General features: G+C 72.6%; 21 protein-coding genes, 1 pseudogene and 1 riboswitch. Of the genes and pseudogenes, 18 read left to right on the plus strand and 4 right to left on the minus strand.

The window, feature by feature from the left end:
* From murD to ACFQ3T_RS21845, 13 genes and pseudogenes are all read left to right on the plus strand, one after another.
* A pseudogene (gene murD / locus ACFQ3T_RS21785) lies at positions 1-206 on the plus strand (UDP-N-acetylmuramoyl-L-alanine--D-glutamate ligase); the annotation flags it as partial.
* A gap of 152 nt (positions 207-358) precedes the next feature.
* Positions 359-1804, plus strand: a complete 1446-nt coding sequence (gene ftsW / locus ACFQ3T_RS21790; protein WP_380725263.1) for a putative lipid II flippase FtsW — start codon at positions 359-361, stop codon at positions 1802-1804.
* A 27-nt stretch (positions 1805-1831) separates the two neighbouring features.
* Positions 1832-2935: an undecaprenyldiphospho-muramoylpentapeptide beta-N-acetylglucosaminyltransferase gene (murG, locus tag ACFQ3T_RS21795; protein ID WP_380725265.1), complete on the plus strand. Its 1104-nt coding sequence runs from the start codon at positions 1832-1834 to the stop codon at positions 2933-2935.
* A gap of 47 nt (positions 2936-2982) precedes the next feature.
* Positions 2983-4383: a UDP-N-acetylmuramate--L-alanine ligase gene (murC, locus tag ACFQ3T_RS21800; RefSeq protein ID WP_380725297.1), complete on the plus strand. Its 1401-nt coding sequence runs from the start codon at positions 2983-2985 to the stop codon at positions 4381-4383.
* Complete coding sequence (locus tag ACFQ3T_RS21805; RefSeq protein ID WP_380725267.1) at positions 4380-5126, plus strand: cell division protein FtsQ/DivIB; 747 nt, start codon at positions 4380-4382, stop codon at positions 5124-5126. The genes murC and ACFQ3T_RS21805 overlap by 4 nt, the downstream gene beginning before the upstream one ends.
* 80 nt (positions 5127-5206) lie before the next feature.
* Entirely contained in the window at positions 5207-5722 is a 516-nt protein-coding gene (locus ACFQ3T_RS21810; RefSeq protein ID WP_380725269.1) for a DinB family protein, read from the plus strand.
* Positions 5723-5931: 209 nt separating this feature from the next.
* Complete coding sequence (gene ftsZ / locus ACFQ3T_RS21815; protein ID WP_380725271.1) at positions 5932-7296, plus strand: cell division protein FtsZ; 1365 nt, start codon at positions 5932-5934, stop codon at positions 7294-7296.
* Between the two features lie 109 nt (positions 7297-7405).
* Positions 7406-8110 carry a peptidoglycan editing factor PgeF gene (gene pgeF / locus ACFQ3T_RS21820; RefSeq protein WP_380725273.1) on the plus strand — a complete coding sequence of 235 codons (705 nt, stop codon included), beginning with the start codon at positions 7406-7408 and terminating at the stop codon, positions 8108-8110.
* The gene (locus tag ACFQ3T_RS21825; protein ID WP_380725275.1) at positions 8107-8838 is read left to right on the plus strand and encodes a YggS family pyridoxal phosphate-dependent enzyme; all 732 of its coding nucleotides are present in this window, start codon (positions 8107-8109) and stop codon (positions 8836-8838) included. The genes pgeF and ACFQ3T_RS21825 overlap by 4 nt, the downstream gene beginning before the upstream one ends.
* Positions 8839-8909: 71 nt before the next feature.
* Positions 8910-9527 carry a cell division protein SepF gene (locus ACFQ3T_RS21830; RefSeq protein WP_380725277.1) on the plus strand — a complete coding sequence of 206 codons (618 nt, stop codon included), beginning with the start codon at positions 8910-8912 and terminating at the stop codon, positions 9525-9527.
* Positions 9528-9547: 20 nt separating this feature from the next.
* The gene (locus ACFQ3T_RS21835; RefSeq protein ID WP_380725279.1) at positions 9548-9832 is read left to right on the plus strand and encodes a YggT family protein; all 285 of its coding nucleotides are present in this window, start codon (positions 9548-9550) and stop codon (positions 9830-9832) included.
* Positions 9833-9877: 45 nt separating this feature from the next.
* Positions 9878-10693: a DivIVA-like cell division protein Wag31 gene (gene wag31, locus ACFQ3T_RS21840; RefSeq protein ID WP_073899667.1), complete on the plus strand. Its 816-nt coding sequence runs from the start codon at positions 9878-9880 to the stop codon at positions 10691-10693.
* Positions 10694-10721: 28 nt separating this feature from the next.
* Complete coding sequence (locus tag ACFQ3T_RS21845; RefSeq protein WP_380725281.1) at positions 10722-11237, plus strand: hypothetical protein; 516 nt, start codon at positions 10722-10724, stop codon at positions 11235-11237.
* A gap of 44 nt (positions 11238-11281) precedes the next feature.
* Here ACFQ3T_RS21845 and ACFQ3T_RS21850 read toward each other — a convergent pair whose 3' ends face one another.
* The gene (locus tag ACFQ3T_RS21850; RefSeq protein ID WP_380725283.1) at positions 11282-11704 is read right to left on the minus strand and encodes a hypothetical protein; all 423 of its coding nucleotides are present in this window, start codon (positions 11702-11704) and stop codon (positions 11282-11284) included.
* A 461-nt stretch (positions 11705-12165) separates the two neighbouring features.
* On the opposite strand from ACFQ3T_RS21850, the gene ileS reads away from it, so the two are divergent.
* Positions 12166-15273, plus strand: coding sequence for an isoleucine--tRNA ligase (gene ileS, locus ACFQ3T_RS21855; RefSeq protein WP_380725285.1), 3108 nt, complete (start codon positions 12166-12168; stop codon positions 15271-15273).
* A 69-nt stretch (positions 15274-15342) separates the two neighbouring features.
* Here ileS and ACFQ3T_RS21860 read toward each other — a convergent pair whose 3' ends face one another.
* The 3 genes from ACFQ3T_RS21860 to ACFQ3T_RS21870 all read right to left on the minus strand — a co-directional run bounded on the left by ACFQ3T_RS21860 (position 15343) and on the right by ACFQ3T_RS21870 (position 17106).
* The gene (locus ACFQ3T_RS21860) at positions 15343-15909 is read right to left on the minus strand and encodes an RNA polymerase sigma factor (RefSeq protein WP_380725299.1); all 567 of its coding nucleotides are present in this window, start codon (positions 15907-15909) and stop codon (positions 15343-15345) included.
* A 98-nt stretch (positions 15910-16007) separates the two neighbouring features.
* Positions 16008-16574: an RNA polymerase sigma factor gene (locus ACFQ3T_RS21865; protein ID WP_380725287.1), complete on the minus strand. Its 567-nt coding sequence runs from the start codon at positions 16572-16574 to the stop codon at positions 16008-16010.
* 67 nt (positions 16575-16641) lie between these two features.
* Complete coding sequence (locus ACFQ3T_RS21870; protein WP_380725289.1) at positions 16642-17106, minus strand: SRPBCC family protein; 465 nt, start codon at positions 17104-17106, stop codon at positions 16642-16644.
* Positions 17107-17174: 68 nt separating this feature from the next.
* Here ACFQ3T_RS21870 and ACFQ3T_RS21875 point away from each other — a divergent pair, with 68 nt between their 5' ends.
* The 4 genes from ACFQ3T_RS21875 to ACFQ3T_RS21890 all read left to right on the plus strand — a co-directional run.
* Positions 17175-17723 (plus strand): TetR/AcrR family transcriptional regulator, encoded by a 549-nt coding sequence (locus ACFQ3T_RS21875; RefSeq protein WP_380725291.1) that lies wholly within the window; start codon positions 17175-17177, stop codon positions 17721-17723.
* Positions 17716-18003 (plus strand): DUF167 domain-containing protein, encoded by a 288-nt coding sequence (locus tag ACFQ3T_RS21880; protein ID WP_380725293.1) that lies wholly within the window; start codon positions 17716-17718, stop codon positions 18001-18003. The genes ACFQ3T_RS21875 and ACFQ3T_RS21880 overlap by 8 nt, the downstream gene beginning before the upstream one ends.
* A gap of 166 nt (positions 18004-18169) precedes the next feature.
* On the plus strand, positions 18170-19642 hold the full coding sequence (locus ACFQ3T_RS21885) for a potassium/proton antiporter (protein WP_380725301.1): 1473 nt from the start codon (positions 18170-18172) through the stop codon (positions 19640-19642).
* A gap of 77 nt (positions 19643-19719) precedes the next feature.
* A riboswitch (SAM riboswitch) is annotated at positions 19720-19834 on the plus strand.
* A gap of 37 nt (positions 19835-19871) precedes the next feature.
* Positions 19872-20376 (plus strand): aminotransferase class V-fold PLP-dependent enzyme (locus ACFQ3T_RS21890; protein ID WP_380725295.1); only part of this gene is annotated, 505 nt, incomplete at its 3' end.

Raw genomic sequence — 20376 nt, forward strand, 5'->3', positions numbered from 1 at the left:
GGCACGCGCCGACCGTGCCCGTGACCGTGCTGGACGACGCCACCATGCCGGACGCCGTGCGCGCGGCCCGTTCCCTGGCGCGGCCGGGTGACGCCGTGGTGCTCGCCCCCGCCGCCGCGTCGCTGGACATGTTCACCGACTACGCGCACCGCGGGCAGGCGTTCACGGAGGCCGTGCTGGAGCTGGTGGGCCGGCCCGACGAGTGACCCGCGGCGAGTTCCGCGTCACCGCCGCGCGTCCCGCCGACGACCGGTGGCGGGACGCGTCGGGCGGGTAATCTGGCCGCGATCATGGTCGCGACGGGCGACACGCGGGGGATTGGCGGGTTTGCCCGCGCCGGGCGGGAGACGATGGGCGCATGACTGCGGTGGACCGGACCACGGTGGAACGACCGCCTAGAGCGCCACGGCGGGGGAAGCGCGCCGGCCGGACGTCGCTGACCGCGTGGCTCGGCCGCCCGCTGGCGGACTTCCACCTGCTGCTCGCGATCTTCGGCATGCTGACCGTCCTCGGCCTCATCATGGTGCTGTCGGCGTCCGCGCCGGGCGAGGTGGCGCTGGGCGCGTCCGCCTACAGCGTCTTCAAGAAGCAGCTGCTGTACGTCGGCGTCGGCGCGGTGGTGTTCCTGGTCGTCCTGCGCATCCCGCTGCGCACGATCCGGCACTCCAGCACGATGGCGATGCTCGTCTGCGTGATCCTGCTGGTGCTGGTCCTCACGCCGCTCGGGACGACCGACTACGGCGCCCAGTCGTGGTTCAAGGTGGGGCCGGCGTCGTTCCAGCCGATCGAGCCGGCGAAGCTGGCGCTGGCGCTGTGGGGCGCGCACGTCCTGGTCACCAAGCGCGCGCTGCTGGACCAGTACCGGCACCTGCTGGTGCCGGTCGTGCCGGTGGCGATGCTGGTGTTCGCGCTCGTCATGCTGCAACCCGACCTGGGCGGCACGATCACGCTCGGTGTCGTCCTGATCAGCCTGCTGTGGTTCGTCGGCGCGCCGATGCGGATCTTCGGCATCATCGCGATCGGCGCGGTGACGGGCGCGCTGGTCCTGGCGCTCGGCGCGTCCTACCGGCTGCAGCGGGTGGAGACCTTCCTCAACCCGGAGGCCGACCCGCAGGGCGCGGGCCTGCAGGCGTTGCAGGCGATGTACGCGCTGGCGGAGGGCGGGTTCCTCGGCAAGGGCCTCACCAACGGCAGCTCGAAGTGGCGCTACCTGCCGAACGTGCACAGCGACTTCATCTTCGCCGTGATCGGCGAGGAGCTGGGCTTCATCGGCTGCCTGCTGGTGCTCGGCCTGTTCGCCCTGCTCGCCGTGGTCGGCCTGCGGATCGCCGCGCGCAACACCGACCCGTGGATCCGGATCGTGTCCGCCACGCTGACGGTGTGGCTGGTGGCGCAGGCCGCGATCAACATCGGCTACGTCGTGCGGTTGCTGCCGGTCACCGGCATCACGCTGCCGATGATCTCCTCCGGCGGCACGTCGGTCGTCACGACGATGTTCGTGTTCGGGCTCCTCGCCAGCTGCGCCCGCCACGAGCCGGACGCCGTCGCCGCGCTGCGCTCCCTGGGCCCCGGCCGGGTCGGCGGCGTGCTGAAGCTGCCCGCGCCGGAGGCGTACAAGCCGCCGCCCAAGCGCCGCCCCTCACGGCCGTCCACGCCGCCGCGCGGTCGCAAGGCCGCGCCGCCGCCCGTGGACGAGCGGAGGATGGCCGGTCGTCACGCTCCGCCGTCGGAGTACCGTCGTCGCGAATCCCGACGGGCGAGCCAGGACCGGGACGTGCGGTCCAGGCGCCGTGACGGGCGTTAGCGGTTCATCGACGCGAGGAGGAAGTGCGTGACCGGGGTTCCCCAGCAGGCCGGACCGTGCGTGGTGGTCGCCGGAGGCGGCACCGCCGGGCACATCGAGCCAGCCCTGGCCCTGGCCGACGCGGTCATGCGGCTGCGGCCCGACGCGCGCGTGGTCGCGCTCGGCACCGAGCGCGGGCTGGAGAGCAAGCTCGTGCCCGCGCGCGGCTACCCGCTCGAGCTGATCCCGCCCGTGCCGATGCCGCGCAAGCCGACGCCGGACCTGCTGAAGCTGCCGCTGCGGGTGCGCGGCGCCGTGAAGCACACCCGTGAGGTGCTGGAACGCGTCCACGCGGACGTCGTGGTCGGCTTCGGCGGGTACGTCGCGCTGCCCGCGTACCTCGCGGCCCGCGGCCGGGTGCCGATCGTGGTGCACGAGGCCAACGCCAAGGCAGGTCTGGCGAACAAGGTCGGCGCGAAGTTCGCCGAACGGGTCGCCGCCGCCGTGCCCGACTCGGGCCTGACCGACGCCGAGATCATCGGCATCCCGCTGCGCTACTCGATCACCTCGCTGGACCGGGCCGCGCTGCGCGCCCAGGCCCGCGCCCACTTCGGGCTGCACCCGACCGCGCCGACGCTGCTGGTGTTCGGCGGCTCGCAGGGCGCCCGCTCGATCAACAACGCGGTGTCCGGCGCGGCGTCGGCGTTCGCGCGGGCGGGCGTCGCGGTGCTGCACGCGCACGGCCCCAAGAACACCGTCGCGGTGCAGTCGGTGCCGGGCGCGCCGCCGTACGTGCCGGTGCCGTACCTGGAGCGGATGGACCTCGCCTACGCGGCGGCGGACGCGGTGCTGTGCCGGTCCGGCGCGATGACGGTGGCCGAGGTGTCCGCGGTCGGTCTGCCCGCGGTGTTCGTGCCGCTGCCCCACGGCAACGGCGAGCAGGCGCTCAACGCGGGCCCCGTGGTGTCCGCGGGCGGCGGCATCCTGGTCGCCGACGAGAACCTGACGCCGGAGTGGGTCGCGGCGAACGTGGTGCCGCTGGTCGGCGACCCGAACCGGCTGGCCGCGATGACGACGGCCACGCTGGGCACCGGTCACCGCGAGGCGGACGAGGTCCTGGCCCGCATCGTGCTCGAGGTGGTCAAGAAGTGAGTGACGTCCTGGACCGGGTGCACCTGGTCGGCATCGGCGGCGCGGGCATGAGCGGCATCGCGCGCATCCTGCTGGCGCGGGGAGCGAAGGTGTCCGGCTCGGACGCCAAGGACTCCCGCACCGTGCTCGCCCTGCGCGCGCAGGGCGCGGAGATCGCGGTCGGCCACGACGGCGCGAACCTCGACCAGCTGTCCGGCGGCCCCACGTCGGTCGTGGTGTCCACCGCGATCCGCGAGGACAACCCGGAGCTGGTGGCGGCCCGCGAGCGGGGCGTGGTCGTGCTGCGGCGCGCCGAGGCGCTGGCCGCGCTGATGCTCGACCACCGCGTCGCGTGCGTGGCGGGCACGCACGGCAAGACGTCCACGACGTCCATGCTGACCGTCGCCCTCCAGCACTGCCGGATGGACCCGTCGTTCGCGATCGGCGGTGACCTGAACGAGTCCGGCGCGAACGCCCACCAGGGCGCCGGCGGCGTGTTCGTCGCCGAGGCCGACGAGAGCGACGGCTCGTTCCTCTTCTTCGCGCCCTCGGTCGCGGTCGTCACGAACGTCGAGGCGGACCACCTGGACCACCACGGCACCGTCGAGGCGTACGTGGCGGTGTTCGACTCGTTCCTGGAGCGCATCCAGCCGGACGGCGTGCTGATCGCCTGCGCCGACGACCCCGGCTCGGCGGCGCTCGCCGAGCGGGCCGCGAAGCTCGGCATCCGGGTCCGCCAGTACGGCCGCACGGCGACCGGCCCCGGCTCGGCCCGCATGGTCGACTACCGGCCCGCCGACTCCGGCGGCGTGGCCCGCGTGGAGCTGGACGGCTCGGACGGCCCCGACGGCGCGCACGGCGGCTCGGACGGCGGCTCGGACGGCAACGAGGTGCTGGACGTGAAGGTGGCCGTGCCGGGCGAGCACATGGCGGCCAACGCCGTCGCCGCCCTGCTCGCCGCGCTGGAGCTCGGCGCGGACCGCGACCGCGTGCTGGCCGGCCTGGCCGCGTTCGGCGGCGTGCGCCGGCGGTTCGAGTTCAAGGGCCAGGCGCGGGGCGTGCGCGTGTACGACGACTACGCCCACCACCCGACCGAGGTGTCCGCCCAGATCACCGCGGCCCGCCCGGTCGCGGGCGAGGGCAAGCTCGTCGTCGTGTTCCAGCCGCACCTGTACTCCCGGACCCGGCTGTTCGCCGAGGAGTTCGCCGCCGCGCTCGGCCTGGCCGACGCGGTCGTGGTGCTCGACGTCTACGGCGCGCGCGAGCAGCCGGAGCCCGGCGTCACCGGCGCGCTGGTGTCCGGGCGGGTGCCGCTCGGCGTCGGCAAGGTGTTCTACGAGCCGTCGTTCGACCGGGTGCCCGCGCTGGTGGCGGGCCTGGTCGAGGAGGGCGACGTGGTCGTCACGATGGGCGCGGGCGACGTCACCATGCTCGGCCCGGAGATCGTCTGGGAGCTGGACCGGGCATGAGCACGCAGGCGGCGCGTCGTCGTCCGGCCACCGCCTCGCGGCGGCGCCCGCCCCGGCGCCCGTCGCGCGGCCCCGTCCGGGGCCCGTCCCGGCGCCAGGTGGTGCGCCGCCGGGTGGGCGCGATCCTCGTCATGCTCGTGGTGACGGCGGTCGTCTGCACCGTCTGGTTCACGCCGCTGCTCGGCGTCCGCGACGTCGACGTGCGGGGCGTCGAGGCGCTGACGCCCGACGAGGTCCGCGAGGCCGCCGCGATCGAGCCAGGCACGCCGCTGGTGCGGCTGGACGCCGACGCGGTGGCCGCCCGCGTCCGCGAGCTGTCCCGGGTGGCCGGGGTGCGGGTCGAACGGCTGCCGCCCGGCACCGTGCGGCTCACCGTGGACGAGCGCGACCCGGTCGGTGTGATCAACGCCTCGGACGGCGCGCACCTGGTCGACGCCACCGGCAAGGACTACGCCACGGTGGCGGGGCCGCCGTCCGGGCTGCCGGGGCTGGAGGTGGCGCCGGAGGCCCTGGCGCCCGCCGTGGGCGTGCTCACGCAGATCCCCGAAGCGCTGCGCCGCGAGGTCCTGGCGGTGTCGGCGGACTCGCCGGCGGACATCAGGCTGACGTTGAGCGCGGGCCGCGAGGCGCGCTGGGGCTCGTCGGACGACACGCCGCGCAAGGCGGCCGTGCTGGAGGTCCTGCTCACCAGGCAGGGGAGCGTGTTCGACGTCTCCAGCCCCGAGCTGCCCACCGTGTCGTGACGGGCGCCGTGAGCCCTGCCACGACCCCTGCCAGCGCAAATCGATCGTCCGAACCGGACCCGGCCGGAGATACTCCCGCCATGACGACCACCCAACCGGTCGACCACCGCGTCGACGTGCCCTTCACCGGCGACGAGCGCGCCCTCCTGTGCGGGTTCCTCGACTACCTGCGGGGCACGATCGAGCTGAAGTGCGCCGGCCTGTCCGACGAGGACGCGCGGCGCGCGGTGCTCCCGTCCCGGCTCACCACCGCCGCCGGCGTCGTCAAGCACCTGCGCTGGGTGGAGGACCACTGGTTCCGGGTAGCGCTCGGCGGACAGCCCAGCGAGGCCCCCTACACCCGGGAGGACCCGGACGCCGACTGGCGTGTCGAGCCGGGCGAGACGATCTCCGGATTGCTCGCCGACTACGCTGCGCAGTGCACGGCGAGTCGCGAGCTCGTCGCGGGCCTCGACCTCGACCACGAGGTGGCGTTCCGCGGCGACGAGGTGCTTTCCGTGCGCTGGGTGTTGATCCACATGATCGAGGAGACGGGTCGGCACGCGGGGCACCTGGACGTGGTGCGGGAGCTGCTCGACGGGGTGACCGGCGAGTAGTGACGCCTCACCCGGTCAGGACACAACACGGCGTGGCTGCTGGACCGAGGCATTCCAGGTGCATAACGTCCAGCAGGAACATACGGGGTTGACATAACTCTGAACCTCTGGTTGAGAGTTTCAATCCGGGTGGAGATCCGTCCGGGCTGTGACACCGGTGGTCATCCACTCCAGCACATGAGCACGGACACGATCAGGAAGGCGGACCGATGACGCCCCCGCACAACTACCTCGCGGTGATAAAGGTCGTCGGCATCGGCGGTGGCGGTGTCAACGCCGTCAACCGCATGATCGAGGTCGGGCTCAAGGGTGTCGAGTTCATCGCGGTGAACACCGACGCCCAGGCGCTGCTCATGTCGGATGCCGACGTGAAGCTCGACATCGGCCGCGAACTCACCCGCGGCCTGGGAGCCGGCGCCAATCCCGAAGTCGGCCACAAGGCCGCCGAAGACCACCGCGAGGAGATCGAGGAAGTCCTCAAGGGCGCGGACATGGTGTTCGTGACCGCCGGCGAGGGCGGCGGCACGGGCACCGGCGGCGCGCCCGTCGTGGCCTCGATCGCCCGCAAGCTCGGCGCGCTGACCATCGGTGTGGTCACGCGACCGTTCTCGTTCGAGGGCAAGCGCCGCGCCAAGCAGGCCGAAGAGGGAATACAGGCCCTGCGCAACGAGTGCGACACCCTCATCGTGATCCCGAACGACCGGCTGCTGCAGCTCGGCGACATCGGCGTCTCGCTGATGGACGCGTTCCGCTCCGCGGACGAGGTGCTGCTGTCCGGTGTCCAGGGCATCACCGACCTGATCACCACCCCCGGTCTGATCAACCTCGACTTCGCCGACGTGAAGTCGGTCATGTCCGGCGCCGGCAGCGCCCTCATGGGCATCGGCTCGGCGCGGGGCGAGGGCAGGGCCGTCCAGGCGGCCCAGAAGGCGATCAACTCGCCGTTGCTGGAAGCCTCGATGGAGGGCGCGCACGGCGTGCTGCTCTCGATCGCCGGCGGCAGCGACCTCGGGCTCTTCGAGATCAACGAATCGGCCTCGCTGGTACAGGAGGCCGCGCACCCCGACGCGAACATCATCTTCGGAACCGTCATCGACGACTCGCTCGGCGACGAGGTTCGCGTGACGGTGATCGCGGCGGGTTTTGACAGTGGCGGGCCGACGCACAAGAAGCTGGAGCCGCAAGCCCTGTCCAGCCCGCCGCGGGGCACCCCGGTGGCTCCGGGCACGGCAGGACAGGTGAACCACCAGCCGCAGCAGCAGCCCGTGCAGCAGCAGCCCGTGCAGCAGCAGGTCGACCACCAGCAGCACCAGCACCAGCAGCAGGCGCCCGTCACGCCGCCGCGGCCGACCGTGCCGCAGCAGCAACAGCCCCAGCAGCAGCCCCAACCGCAGCAGCAGCAGACCGGCCAGGGCAACGGCCAGTCGCCCTACGGGGCGCCGCAGCCGACCCTGCACCGGACGCCGACGCCGGGCCTGCAGGGCAGCACCAGCGGGACGCTGCCGAGCCGGGCCGTGCCGGTGACCGACGACCCCGACGACGAGGTGGACGTGCCGCCGTTCATGCGGCGGTAGCCCCGGACACGTCGCACGTCACACGGCGCCGCGCCGTCCCACCCCGGGACGGCGCGGCGCCGTCGTGTTGCCCGGACGCGGACCCGCGGGCGTCTGGAAAGCTGGGCACGTGCGCATCCGCCGTGTCGTGACCACCCGCGAAGGTGGCGTGTCGAAACCGCCGTACGACTCCTTCAACCTCGGCGACCACGTCGGCGACGACCCCGCCGCCGTCGCCGCCAACCGGGAACGCCTCGCCGAGGGCATCGGGCTGAGCCCGGACCGCCTGGTCTGGATGGAACAGGTCCACGGCCGCACGGTCGCCGTGGTGGACGGGCCCACCACCGAGCCGCTGGAGGCCACCGACGCCGTCGTGACGGCGCGGGAGCGCCTGGCGCTGGTCGTGCTGACCGCCGACTGCGTCCCCGTGCTGCTGGGCGACCCGGAGGCGGGCGTGATCGGCGCCGTCCACGCCGGACGCGTCGGCGCCCGCGTCGGCGTCGTCCCGGCCACCCTGGACCGGATGGTCGAGCTGGGCGCGCGGAAGGACCGGATCGAGGTGCTGCTCGGCCCGGCCGTGTGCGGCCAGTGCTACGAGGTGCCCGCCGCCATGCGCGACGACGTCGAGAAGCACCTGCCCGGCAGCGCGACGAAGACCCGCTCCGGCAAGCCCGCGCTGGACCTGCGCGCGGGCATCTGGCAGCAGCTCGCCGACGCGGGCGTGACGAAGGTCGGGCTCGACCCGCGGTGCACCGCGGAGGAGAGGACGCTGTTCAGCCACCGCCGCGACCCCGGCACGGGTCGCCTCGCGGGTGTCGTCTGGATGGAGCCGTGAACCAGGACGCACGGGACGGAGTCGTGGACGTGGACCGCCGGGAAGAACTCGCCCTGTCGCTGGCCGAGGTGAGGGAGCGCATCGCCAAGGCGTGCGCCGCCGCCGGCCGCTCGCCTGCCGAGGTGGAGCTGCTGGCCGTCACCAAGACGTTCCCGGCGGCGGACGTGGCGATCCTCAGCGACCTCGGGCTCACCGCCTTCGCCGAGAACCGGGACCAGGAGGCGAGCCGGAAGACGGGCGAGTTCGCCGAGCTGCGGCCCGGCGCGCCGGCGCGGTGGCACATGGTCGGCTCGCTCCAGCGGAACAAGGCCAAGTCCGTCCTCCGCTGGGCCGACCGGATCGACACCGTCGACTCCACCCGGCTCGCCGACGCGATCGCCAGGGCCGCCGCCGAGCCCGTCGAGGTGCTGGTCCAGGTGAGCATCGACGGCGACGAGAGCCGCGGCGGGCACCCGATCGGTGACCTTCCGCGACTCGCCGATCACGTAGCACGGTCGAGTGAACTTATTTTGCGGGGTGTGATGACCGTCGCACCCCTTGGGATGTCTCCACAGCAGGCGTTTGCCGCTCTATACGAAGCGGTAACCCGCTTGCGGGACGATCATCCCGATGCCACCGTGATCTCGGCGGGGATGAGCGGTGACCTGGAAGATGCCATTGCGTGCGGTTCGACGTGCGTGCGTGTCGGAACAGCGTTGCTGGGCAGCCGGAGACTAGCCTCGCCGTAACTGTCTGGAACCTCTGGGACGGCCGCGACGTCCTTGCGGGTAGGGATCTCGGCGGAGGAAGGGCTCAAGCCATGAGCGGGTTTCACAAGCTGAAGGCCTACTTCGGGATGGTTCCCGCCGAGTACGCCGACGACCCGGCCGCCTACGACGACGACCGGCGCTACGCGGACTACCGGTCCGAGTACCCCGAGTCCGAGGAGTTCGAGCCGTACCCCGAGCAGAGGACCGCCCGTCGCCGTTCCTTCAACGGCTACCGCGCCGAGTTGGACGACGCGGACGACTTCGAGCCCGAGCGCGCCGCACGCCCGCGTCGCGCGTGGAGCCCGGAGACGCACGGCGCGCTGGCCGTCGAGCCGACGCGTGAGCCGGTGGGGCGGCTGCGCGCGGCCGCCGAGCCCGCCAACCACCCGCTGGGCCGCATCACCACGCTGCACCCGCGCAGCTACAACGAGGCGCGGACCATCGGCGAGCACTACCGCGACGGCACGCCGGTGATCATGAACCTCACCGACATGGACGACGCGGACGCCAAGCGGCTGGTGGACTTCGCGGCCGGGCTGGCGTTCGCGCTGCGCGGCTCGATCGACAAGGTCACCAACAAGGTGTTCCTTCTCTCACCGCCGAACATCGACGTGACGGCGGAGGACCGGAGGCGGCTCGCGGAGGGCGGGTTCCTCAACCAGGCCTGAGTGATGGCACAGTTGACGCTGTGGATGCCCTCTGGCTCGTGGTCTACTACGTGTTGTTCTCGTTCTGGCTGCTGCTCACGGCGCGTGTCGTCGTGGAGCTCGTCCGTAGTTTCGCCAGGGGATGGCGGCCTGCGGGCGGTGTCGCGGTGGCGCTTGAGACCGTCTACACAGTGACCGATCCCCCGGTCCGCCTGCTGCGTCGGATCATCCCGACCGTGCGGATCGGGGGCGTCGGACTGGACTTGTCCATTATTGTGCTGTTGCTGGTCGTTATCATTCTGATGCGAGTAGCCGATCCCAGGTGAGGGGACCAGGGATGTCCACAGCCCAGGAGTGCGTGAGGTGATCTGATGCCGTTGACCCCCGCGGACGTGCACAACGTCGCGTTCAGCAAGCCGCCGATTGGCAAGCGGGGCTACAACGAGGACGAGGTGGACGCGTTCCTCGACCTGGTTGAGGGCGAGCTTGCTCGCCTGATCGAGGAGAACAACGACCTGCGCCAGCAGGTCGAGCAGCTCGACCAGCAGGTCGAGACCGCGCGTGCCGACCTCGAGGACGCCCGGGCGAAGGTTGCCGCGGGTGTCGGCCCGAGCCGCGTCGTCGACGAGCCTCGCCGGCTCGCCCCGGTGCCGCCCCCCTCGGCGCTGGAGCAGACCTCGCCCGGCGGTGGTGGTGACCACCACGTGCAGGCCGCGAAGGTCCTGGGCCTGGCCCAGGAGATGGCGGACCGGCTCACCGGCGAGGCCAAGGCCGAGGCCGACGGGATGCTGTCGGAGGCCCGGACGAAGTCCGAGCAGCTGTTGTCCGAGGCGCGAGCCAAGGCCGACACGATGGTCAACGAGGCCCGCACCCGTGCCGAGACCATGCTGAACGACGCGCGAACCCGCGCCGAGACGTTGGAGCGGCAGGCCCGTGAGAAGGCCAGCGCGCTCGACCGCGACGCGCAGCGCAAGCACGCCGAGGTGATGGGCAACATCACCCAGGAGAAGAACACGCTCGAGAAGCAGATCGACAAGCTTCAGACGTTCGAGCGCGAGTACCGCACCAGGCTCAAGACGATGCTCGAATCGTCGCTGCGCGACCTGCAGGACCGGGGTCCTGCCGCGCCGTCCGACGGCCGTCAGCAGGGTGGGTACTCCTTCGGGGCGCGCGCCGAGGCCGGCTGATCGGCGCTGCTGATCTAGTCTGCTGCACGTGCTCTACGTAGTCCTGCTGTTGGTGCTGGCAGCCCTGGGGTTGCTCGTGCCCGCGCTCACCAGCGCCCAGACGTTCTGGGCGTGGTTGTCCGTGGGTGCGAGCGGGGCCGCTGCCGCGGTCCTGGTGCTCGACTGGTGGCTTCGCCGCCGGTCGGGCCCCCGGGCTGCCGGTGCCATCGCTGGTGACGTCCAGGTTAGCGCCGGTGATCAACTCGGCGGGACGGGGGTCGAGGAGGCTCCGAGGTCACCTGATCAGGTAGAAGTCGAACCTGACGAGGAGGACACGGACGCCGCCGACTCCCTCGTCGTGAGCGATCTCACGGACGAGGTCCGGGTGCTGGACGAGCGTCCCCGCTACCACCTCGCCGACTGCCCGTGGCTGGCTTCGCGGCCGTCCCTGGGCCTGCCCGTCTCCGAGGCGCGGCAGCTCGGCTTCACGCCGTGCGCGGTGTGCCGCCCGGACTCCGGCCTCGCGGCCCGCAAGCGGGCCGCGGACCAGTCGGAGCCCGCCTAGCTGCTCAGCGCCCTAGCTGCTCAGCGCCCTAATTGCTCAGCGTCCTAGCTGCTCAGCGTCGCGCGCGCGGTGAACGCCGGCGCGTCGGGCGCGCCGCAGCGGTGCTCCACCTCGACGTCGACGTCCGTCAGCCGACCCGTGACCGGGTCGCGCCCGATGCTGTGCACGGTGAAGCCCCCGTGCACCGGGCCGCAGGCCAGGCCGTTGGAGATCACGACCAGGCCGGGGTTGGTCGCGGTCGCCCGCGTCCGCACGTCGGTGTAGGCACCGACCTCCAGCGGCGCGTTGCCGGGCGCCGCGAGCTCGACCCGGATCAGCTGCTGGTTCGAGGACGAGTCCTCGTCGAACTTCAGCAGGCCGTCCTGGCTCTCCCAGATCCTCACGTCGTCCTCCGGGGTGGACCAGAACCCCTGCCGGCCGTCCACCGGGGTCGCCCCGGCTTCGGCGTGGAACTCGAACGTGGCCACGCGCCCTTCCTGCGCCACGGCCGGCGGCGCCGGAACCGGTGCGGGTGCGGCCAGGGCGGGTGCGGCCAGTGCGGGCACGGTCGCCGCGGCCAGAACAGCGCGATCGCTCGCTTCACGAGTGTTCCCCCTGGGTCGGGCGGACCCGGTGATCGGGACCGGTCCTCCCAGCCTCCCGACGGGCTCCGGCGCGTCGCATGGGGGGAACTGCTCAAAGGGGTTTGCGCGGCTCGGCTACCCTTGGTGGTAGCAAGGCGTCGATCCGGCCATCACCGGGGAGCCTCCGGAAGAACGGGCGCGCGCCCCGGCCGCGCCTCAGTAGAACCGGACGGGTGCGGCCCGTCACAGCCGTCGCAAAGAGAGGCCAGTGCCTTCGCGCCCTGGCAAGCGGGGTGGTACCGCGGTGCGCCGGACTCGGCGTGTCGTCCCCGTGAGCCGGTTGGACGCACGCGAGGAGCAGCACGATGGCCTACCCGAAGGCAGGCGAGGGTTCCGTTCCCTCCCAGCCGTCCTTCCCCGCCCTCGAAGAGGGTGTGCTCGACTACTGGAAGTCCGACGGGACGTTCCAGGCGTCGATCGACGCCCGTCCGGCGGGGGACAACGGGGCGAACGAGTTCGTCTTCTACGACGGCCCGCCGTTCGCGAACGGCCTGCCGCACTACGGCCACCTGCTCACCGGGTACGTGAAGGACGTAGTCCCGCGCTACCAGACCATGCGCGGCAAGCACGTCGAGCGCCGCTTCGGCTGGGACACCCACGGCCTGCCCGCCGAGGTCGAGGCGGAGAAGCAGCTCGGGTTCTCGTCCAAGAGCGAGATCGAGGCCTTCGGCATCGAGAAGTTCAACGAGGCGTGCCGCACGTCGGTGCTCCGGTACACCGGCCAGTGGCGCGACTACGTGACCCGGCAGGCCCGCTGGGTGGACTTCGACAACGACTACAAGACGCTCGACCTGGACTACATGGAAAGCGTCATGTGGGCCTTCAAGACCTTGTGGGACAAGGGTCTGGTCTACGAGGGCTTCCGGGTGCTCTGGTACTGCTGGCGCTGCGAGACGCCGCTGTCCAACACCGAGACCAAGATGGACGACACGTACCGGGACCGGCAGGACCCGGCGGTGACGGTGGGCCTGCGCCTGGAGACCGGCGAGCTGGCCCTGGTGTGGACGACGACCCCGTGGACGCTGCCGTCCAACCTGGCCGCCGCCGTGCACCCGGACGTGGACTACGTGACGGTCGAGGCGAACGGCGAGCGCTACCTGCTCGCCGAGGCGCGCGTGCCCGCGTACGCCCGCGAGCTGGGCGAGGAGCCGACCGTCGTGGCCCGCTGCAAGGGCGCCGACCTGGTGGGGCGCAAGTACGCGCCGCCGTTCGACTTCTTCGTCGGCCGGGAGAACGCGCACCAGGTGCTGCCCGCGGACTACGTCACCACCGAGGACGGCACGGGCGTGGTGCACATCGCCCCCGCCTTCGGTGAGGAGGACAAGGCCGTCACGGACGCGGCGGGCATCGAGGTCGTCGTGCCCGTGGACGCGCACGGCCGGTTCACCGCCGAGGTGCCGCCGTACGAGGGGCAGCAGGTCTTCGACGCGAACAAGCCGATCATCCGCGACCTGAAGGCCGCGGGCCTGCTGCTGCGCCACGAGACCTACGACCACCCGTACCCGCACTGCTGGCGCTGCGACAACGCGCTGATCCAGCGCGCGGTGTCGTCGTGGTTCGTCGCGGTGTCGCGGTTCAAGGACCGCATGGTCGAGCTGAACCAGCAGATCAACTGGGTGCCCGAGCACGTCAAGGACGGCCAGTTCGGCAAGTGGCTGGAGAACGCCCGCGACTGGAACATCTCCCGCAACCGGTTCTGGGGCTCGCCGATCCCGGTGTGGGTGTCGGACGACCCGGCGTACCCGCGGGTCGACGTCTACGGCTCGCTGGACGAGCTGGAGCGCGACTTCGGCGTGCGCCCGACCGACCTGCACCGGCCCGGCATCGACGCCCTGACCCGGCCGAACCCGGACGACCCGACGGGCAGCTCGACCATGCGCCGGGTGCCCGAGGTGCTGGACTGCTGGTTCGAGTCCGGCTCGATGTCGTTCGCGCAGGTGCACTACCCGTTCGAGAACGCGCAGTGGTTCGAGGACCACTACCCGGGCGACTTCATCGTCGAGTACAACAACCAGACGCGCGGCTGGTTCTACACCATGCACGTGCTGGCCACGGCCCTGTTCGACCGGCCCGCGTTCCGCAACTGCGTGGCGCACGGGATCGTGCTGGGCGACGACGGCCAGAAGATGTCCAAGTCGCGCCGGAACTACCCGGAGGTCAACGAGGTCTTCGACCGCGACGGCTCGGACGCCATGCGGTGGTTCCTGATGGCGTCGCCGATCCTGCGCGGCGGCGACCTGGTGGTGACCGAGCGCGGCATCCGCGACGCGGTGCGGCAGGCCGTGCTGCCGTTGTGGAACTCCTGGTACTTCCTCGCGCTGTACGCCAACGCGGAGGGCGTGGAGGGCGCCTGGCGGACCGACTCGTCGCACGTGCTGGACCGGTACGTGCTGGCGAAGGCGCACGACCTGGTGGTCGGGGTGACCGCGCAGCTGGACGCCTACGACGTCTCGGGCGCGTGCGCGTCCATCCGGGAGTTCCTGGAGGTGCTGACGAACTGGTACGTGCGCCGCTCGCGCGACCGGTTCTGGGCGGGCGACCGGGACGCGATCGACACGCTGCACACCGTGCTGGAGGTGGTGAGCCGCGTCGCCGCGCCGCTGCTGCCGTTGACGGCGGAGTCGGTGTGGCGCGGGCTGACCGGCGGCCGTTCGGTGCACCTGGCCGACTACCCGTCGGCGCCGGACCTGCCCGCGGACGACGCCCTGGTGGCCGCGATGGACCAGGTGCGGCAGGTGGCGTCCACGGCGCTGTCGCTGCGGAAGTCGAACAAGCTGCGGGTGCGGCTGCCGCTGGCGAAGCTCGTGATCGCGTCCGCGGACGTGGCCCAGCTGGAGGGGTTCACCGAGATCCTGCGGGACGAGGTGAACGTCAAGGAGGTCGAGCTGACCTCGGACGTGGACGCGCACGGCCACTTCCAGCTGGCGGTCAACGCGCGGGTCGCCGGGCCGCGGCTCGGGCCGGACGTGCAGAAGGTCATCAAGGCCGTGAAGGCCGGTGACTGGCAGGAGGTGGACGGTCGCGTCGTGGCCGCCGGGGTCGAGCTGTTCCCGGAGGAGTACGAGCAGCGGCTCGTCGCCACCGACCAGGGCGCGACGGCGGCGCTGCCGAACGGCGGCGGGCTGGTCGTGCTGGACACCGCGGTGACGGAGGAGCTGGCCGCCGAGGGCGTCGCGCGCGACCTGGTGCGCGTGGTGCAGCAGGCGCGGAAGGACGCCGGTCTGGACGTGTCGGACCGGATCGCGCTGACCGCGCAGCTGCCCGCGGAGGTCGAGGCGGCCGTGCGCCGGTTCGAGGCGTTCGTGAAGGACGAGACGCTCACCGGGTCGGTCTCCTACGGCGATGTCGCCGAGGGGTCGGACGGCGTGGTCGGTGACGGGCAGAAGGTCCGGGTCGCGGTCGCCCGGGTCTGACCCCTCGCCGGGGTCGCGGGCCACCGCCCGCGACCCCGGCGAGGTCGGGTTCGCGCCGGTTCCGGCGCGTCAGCGGACGTCGTCCTGCTCCAGCCGGGCCTTCAGCTGGTTCAGGCAGCGGCCCCTGGTGGGGCCGATCGAGCCGTGCGGCATGGCGAGGGCCTCGGAGACGGCCCGGTACTCGGCCCGGCCCGCCAGGACGGTGAGGCGCAGCACCTCCTGGCAGCGGCGGGGCAGCGCGTTGAACGCCTGCCAGAGGCGGCGGTCGCGGTCGTCTCGCAGCGCCTCCGGCTCCGGCAGCCAGCGGTCGTCGGGCATGTCGAGGGCGGAGTCGGTGGACAGCGCGGGCCGGCCGTGGCGCTCCCGCCAGGCCCGCTGCGACTCGCGGCGGGTGGCGACGATGAGCCAGCCCGCCACCGCGCGCGGCTCGTGCAGGCGGTCGAGGTGGCGCAGCAGGCTCAGCCACACGGTCTGCACGACGTCCTCGGCGGTGGCCTGGTCGAGGCCGTTGCCGCGCGCCACGTGCCACACCAGCGGTGTCAGCTCGGCGACCAGGGAGTCCAGCGCGGCCCGCGAGCCCGCCCGCGCGGCGACCACGAGGGCGGCCTGGCGGTCGTGCGGCGCGGCCTGCGCCATGATCGCCGCCACGCCGAGGTCGTCCGCGCCGGGGTCCTCCGGGATCGCTTCGGCCAGCTCGGCCCGCAGGTGGTCCAGCCGGGGGTCCAGCTCGTCCGTCACGACGTCTCCTTCCCGCGCTGGGAGCCCCGCACCCGTCGCTCCTGGTTGCCGACCCGCGCGCTGACCCGCGCCCGCGCCTCCGCCACGTACCGGCGGACGGACGCGCGGCGGCAGCCCAGCACGTCGGCGATCTCGTCGTCGTCGAAGTCCCAGAACCGCAGCACCAGCGCGGTGCGCAGGTGGTCCGGCAGGTCGACGACGGCGGCCAGCGTGCTGATCAGCTCGTGCCACGTCTCGGCGTCCCGCTGCCGGGGCAGCAGGATCCGGTACGTGCCGCGCTGCCGGACGGTGGCCTCGTCGGTCACGTCGCCCGGCCGCTCCCGCCGGCGGGCCTGGTCCACCAGCAGGTTGCGGATCGTCCGCACCAGCCAAGCACGCCGCGACGGCGCGGCGATCACCGGCCAGTTCCGCCACGCGCTGACGAACGCCTCCTGCACCGCGGACTCGTGGTCCAGGTGCGGCGACACCACCGCGGCGAACCGGAACAGCCGAGTGCGTTCCCGGTGGTAGAAGTCGCTGAACGTGGCGGCGTGGTCCTCGTCGTCGGGGTCGTCCGGCGTCACGAACCCTCCCCCCTGTGGTCCCGGTACCGGGTAGACGGACGAGACCGCGGGTTGTGGAGGAAATCCGTCAGGCGGCCTGCCCGACCTTCCTCCTCCTGGCCGCCGCGCGCAGCAGCCGGACCCACGGGGACCACCTGCGCGGGCGGACCGGCGGGTGGCCGGCGGCGTGGGCCGCGTTGTCGAACAGGTCCTCGATGAGCGCGTCGTGCAGCCACCGGACGGCCAGCGGCCACCCGAGGCGCATCAGCCCGCTCGTGCGGCCGGTGAGGGTGTGCCGCAGCCCGCCGGGGACGGCTTCGAGGACGTGCGTCCCGGTCACGCCGATGCGGGGGTCGAAGGTGAACTCGGCCCGCTGACCGGGCACGTGATCCGTGCAGCGGTAGCGGACGAACCCGTGGCCGCCGTCCGCGCCGACGCCCAGCGGTCGGTCGAGGACCAGCGCCGGCCACCGGTCGGACGGCCACAGCTCGACGACCCGGTCGACCAGGCCCGCGCTGTCGGGGATCAGGCGGGTGTGCACGTTCTGGATCACGACGACCTCCTCCACGCCGGACCGTACGGGTCCGTATGGTCCACGACCGTACGGTAGCGTATGGAGTCGTGACGCGGCGAACGAGGGACGACTGGACCGGGGTGGCCCTGCAGGCGCTCGCCGAGGGCGGGGTGGCGGCGGTCGCGGTGGAACCCCTGGCCGCGCGGCTCGGCGCGACCAAGGGCAGCGCCTACTGGCACTTCCCCAACCGGGAAGCCCTGCTCAAGGCCACCCTGGAACGGTGGGAGCGCGAGCACACCGAGGCCGTGATCGAGGCCGTCGAGTCCGTGCCCGACCCGGCCGGGAAGCTGCGCCTGCTGTTCGGCACGGTGCTGGAGGACGTCGAGGACAGCGCGGTCGAGCTGGCCATGCTCGCGGCCAAGGACGACCCGGCCGTGGCGCCCGTGCTGGACCGCGTCACCGACCGCCGCATCGGCTACCTGGAGGAGCTGTTCGGCGAGCTCGGGTTCGACGCCGGCGCGGCGCACCAGCGGGCGGTGCTGGCGTACTCGGTCTACCTCGGGCAGGCGTTGCTGCTGTCGTCCACGCCGAACCTGGTGCGGGCGCGGCGGGCGTTGCTGGAGGACACGCTGGCCGTCGTGATGAGCCGTGGCTGACCGGTCGGCGTTCCGGTTCGCGGTGCGGGTCAAGCCGGGCGCGAAGCGGGAGGCCGTCGGCGGTCGGTGGGGTGACGGCGCGCTGGTCGTCGCCGTCGCCGCGCCCGCCGTGGAGGGCAAGGCGAACGAGGCCGTGCGCAAGGCGCTGGCCCAGGCGTTCGGCGTGCGGAAGCAGGACGTCGAGGTGGTCGCGGGGGAGCGCGGGCGGGACAAGGTCGTGCGGGTCGAGCCCGCCCCGGCCGACGCCGGCGACGTCCTCGCGCGCCTGCTGGACGGCTGAGCGGAGGCCGTGCGGCACGGCGTCCGCACGGGTGTCGTTCACGACCGCGACGCCTGTTCGGTGACGCTGCGTGTGATGCCGGATTCGTCCATTTCGGTATCACCGGGGAGAATGACCTCCGTCGAGTGACCGCGAAGTACGACGGTGTGGAGGTCGAGTGGGTGGTGTGACGGGCTTCCTCGGCATCGCCGCCGCGGTCCTCTTGCTCTCGGTGATCGCGGTCAGGGTGTCGATCCGGCTCGGACTGCCGTCCCTCCTGCTGTACCTCGGCATCGGCGTGCTGCTCGGCGAGGCGGTCGTCGGCATCCAGTTCGAGGACGCCGACCTGACCCGGTCGCTCGGCACCGCCGCGCTCGTCCTGATCCTCACCGAGGGCGGTCTCACCACCCGGTGGAGCGCGGTGAAACCCGCGCTGGGCTTGGGCATCGCGCTGTCCACGGTGTCGGTCGGCGTGAGCATCGCCGTCACCGGGTTCGCGCTGCACTTCCTGCTCGACATGGACTGGCGCACCGCCCTGCTCTGGGGCGCGGTGCTGTCGTCCACCGACGCGGCGGCCGTGTTCAGCGTGCTGCGCGGGGTGGGCGTGGGCAAGCGGCTCATCGGCGCGCTGGAGCTGGAGTCCGGCATCAACGACGCGCCGGTGTACATCGCCGTCGTGCTGCTCGCCGCCCCCGACCCCATCACGTGGACCGCGCCGCTGCTGATGGCCTACGAGCTGGTCGCCGGCGGTGTGATCGGCATCGTGCTCGGGTGGCTCGGCGGGGTCGGGCTGCGCCGGGCCGCGCTGCCCGCCACCGGCCTGTACCCGCTGGCCACGGTCGCGGTGTGCCTGCTCGCCTACACCGTGGGCGACCTCGCGCACGCGTCCGGCTTCCTCGCCGTCTACATCGCCGCGCTGGTGCTCGGCAACGCCCGCCTGCCGCACCGGGCGGACACGCTGTCGTTCGCCGAGGGGCTCGGCTGGATCGCCCAGATCGGCCTGTTCGTGCTGCTCGGCCTGTACGCCTCCCCCGGACGGCTGCTGGACGCCCTGGTGCCCGCCCTGGTCGCGGGCGCCGTGCTGGTCCTGTTCGCCCGGCCCCTGTCGGTGCTGTGCGCGGCGCTGCCGTTCCGGGTGCCCTGGCGGGAACAGGTGTTCATCTCGTGGTCCGGGCTGCGCGGCGCGGTGCCGATCGTGTTCGCCCTGATCCCGCTCATCCAGCAGGTGCCGGACGCCCAGCACCTCGTCGACGCGGTGTTCGTGCTGGTCGTGCTGCTGACCGTGGTGCAGGGCACTAGCCTGCCGTGGCTCGCGAAGTGGCTGGGGCTGGTCAGGTCCGGCGAGGCGCACGAGGTGCAGGTCGACTCGTCGGCGCTGGACGAGCTGGGCGCGGAACTGCTCCAGGTCCGCATCCAGCGCGGGTCCAAGCTGCACGGCGTGTACCTGTCGGAGCTGCGGCTGCCGCCCGGTTCGTCGGTGAGCCTCGTGGTGCGCGACGACAACGGCTTCACGCCGCAGCCGACGACCCGGTTGCAGGAGCACGACCAGCTGCTGGTGGTGTGCACGGAGGCCATGCGCACGGCGACCGAGCAGCGCATCCGGGCCGTCGACCGGGCGGGCCGGTTCGCCCGCTGGAAGGGCGACGTCGGCCTGCCGTGACGGCGTGCGCGGGGGTGCTCCCAGGATGTGAACCCCTCTCGACGCGGTCGCGCGGGCTGCGTAAGTTCGTCGGTGAAGGTCATGAGTGCCAGCGACAAGCCCGGGCTTGCTGGCCGGCAACCCTCCAACCGCGGTGGGGTGCCCCCGGTGAGGACCTGGCCTGGCGCGCAGGGCGTCCGGCAAGCGCGGGCTCCCTCTCCGGTGGGGTCCCGGACCCCCGGAGGGCGTCATGACGATCGCGATTCCCCGAACCGCCACCACCACCGCCACCGTCGCCGCGTCGGACCAGCGGGCGCTGCCCCGCGTCGTGGGCGCGTCGCTGCGGGTGCCGCTGGTCACCGGCGAGCGCGTCGAGTACGCGAACCTCGACCACGCGGCCAGCGCGCCGTGCCTGGAGCAGGTCCGCGACGTCGTGGACGAGGTGCTGCCCTGGTACGCGAGCGTGCACCGGGGCGCGGGCTTCGCCTCCCAGGTCACCACGAAGGTCTACGAGCAGGCCCGCACGTCCGTCCGCCGGTTCCTCGGGGCACGGTCCTCCGACGCCGTCGTCTTCACGCGCAACACGACCGACGCGCTGAACCTGCTGGCCAGGAGCCTGCCGAAGCGCACCGCCGTGCTGCTGTTCGACACCGACCACCACGCCGCGCTGCTGCCGTGGCGCGGGCCGGACGTGCGCCGCCTCCGGACGCCCGCCACGCCCGCCGCGGCCGTGCTGGAGCTGGACCGGGTGCTCG

This window comes from Saccharothrix hoggarensis (assembly GCF_042678885.1).
In the GTDB taxonomy this organism is placed as follows: domain Bacteria; phylum Actinomycetota; class Actinomycetes; order Mycobacteriales; family Pseudonocardiaceae; genus Actinosynnema; species Actinosynnema hoggarensis.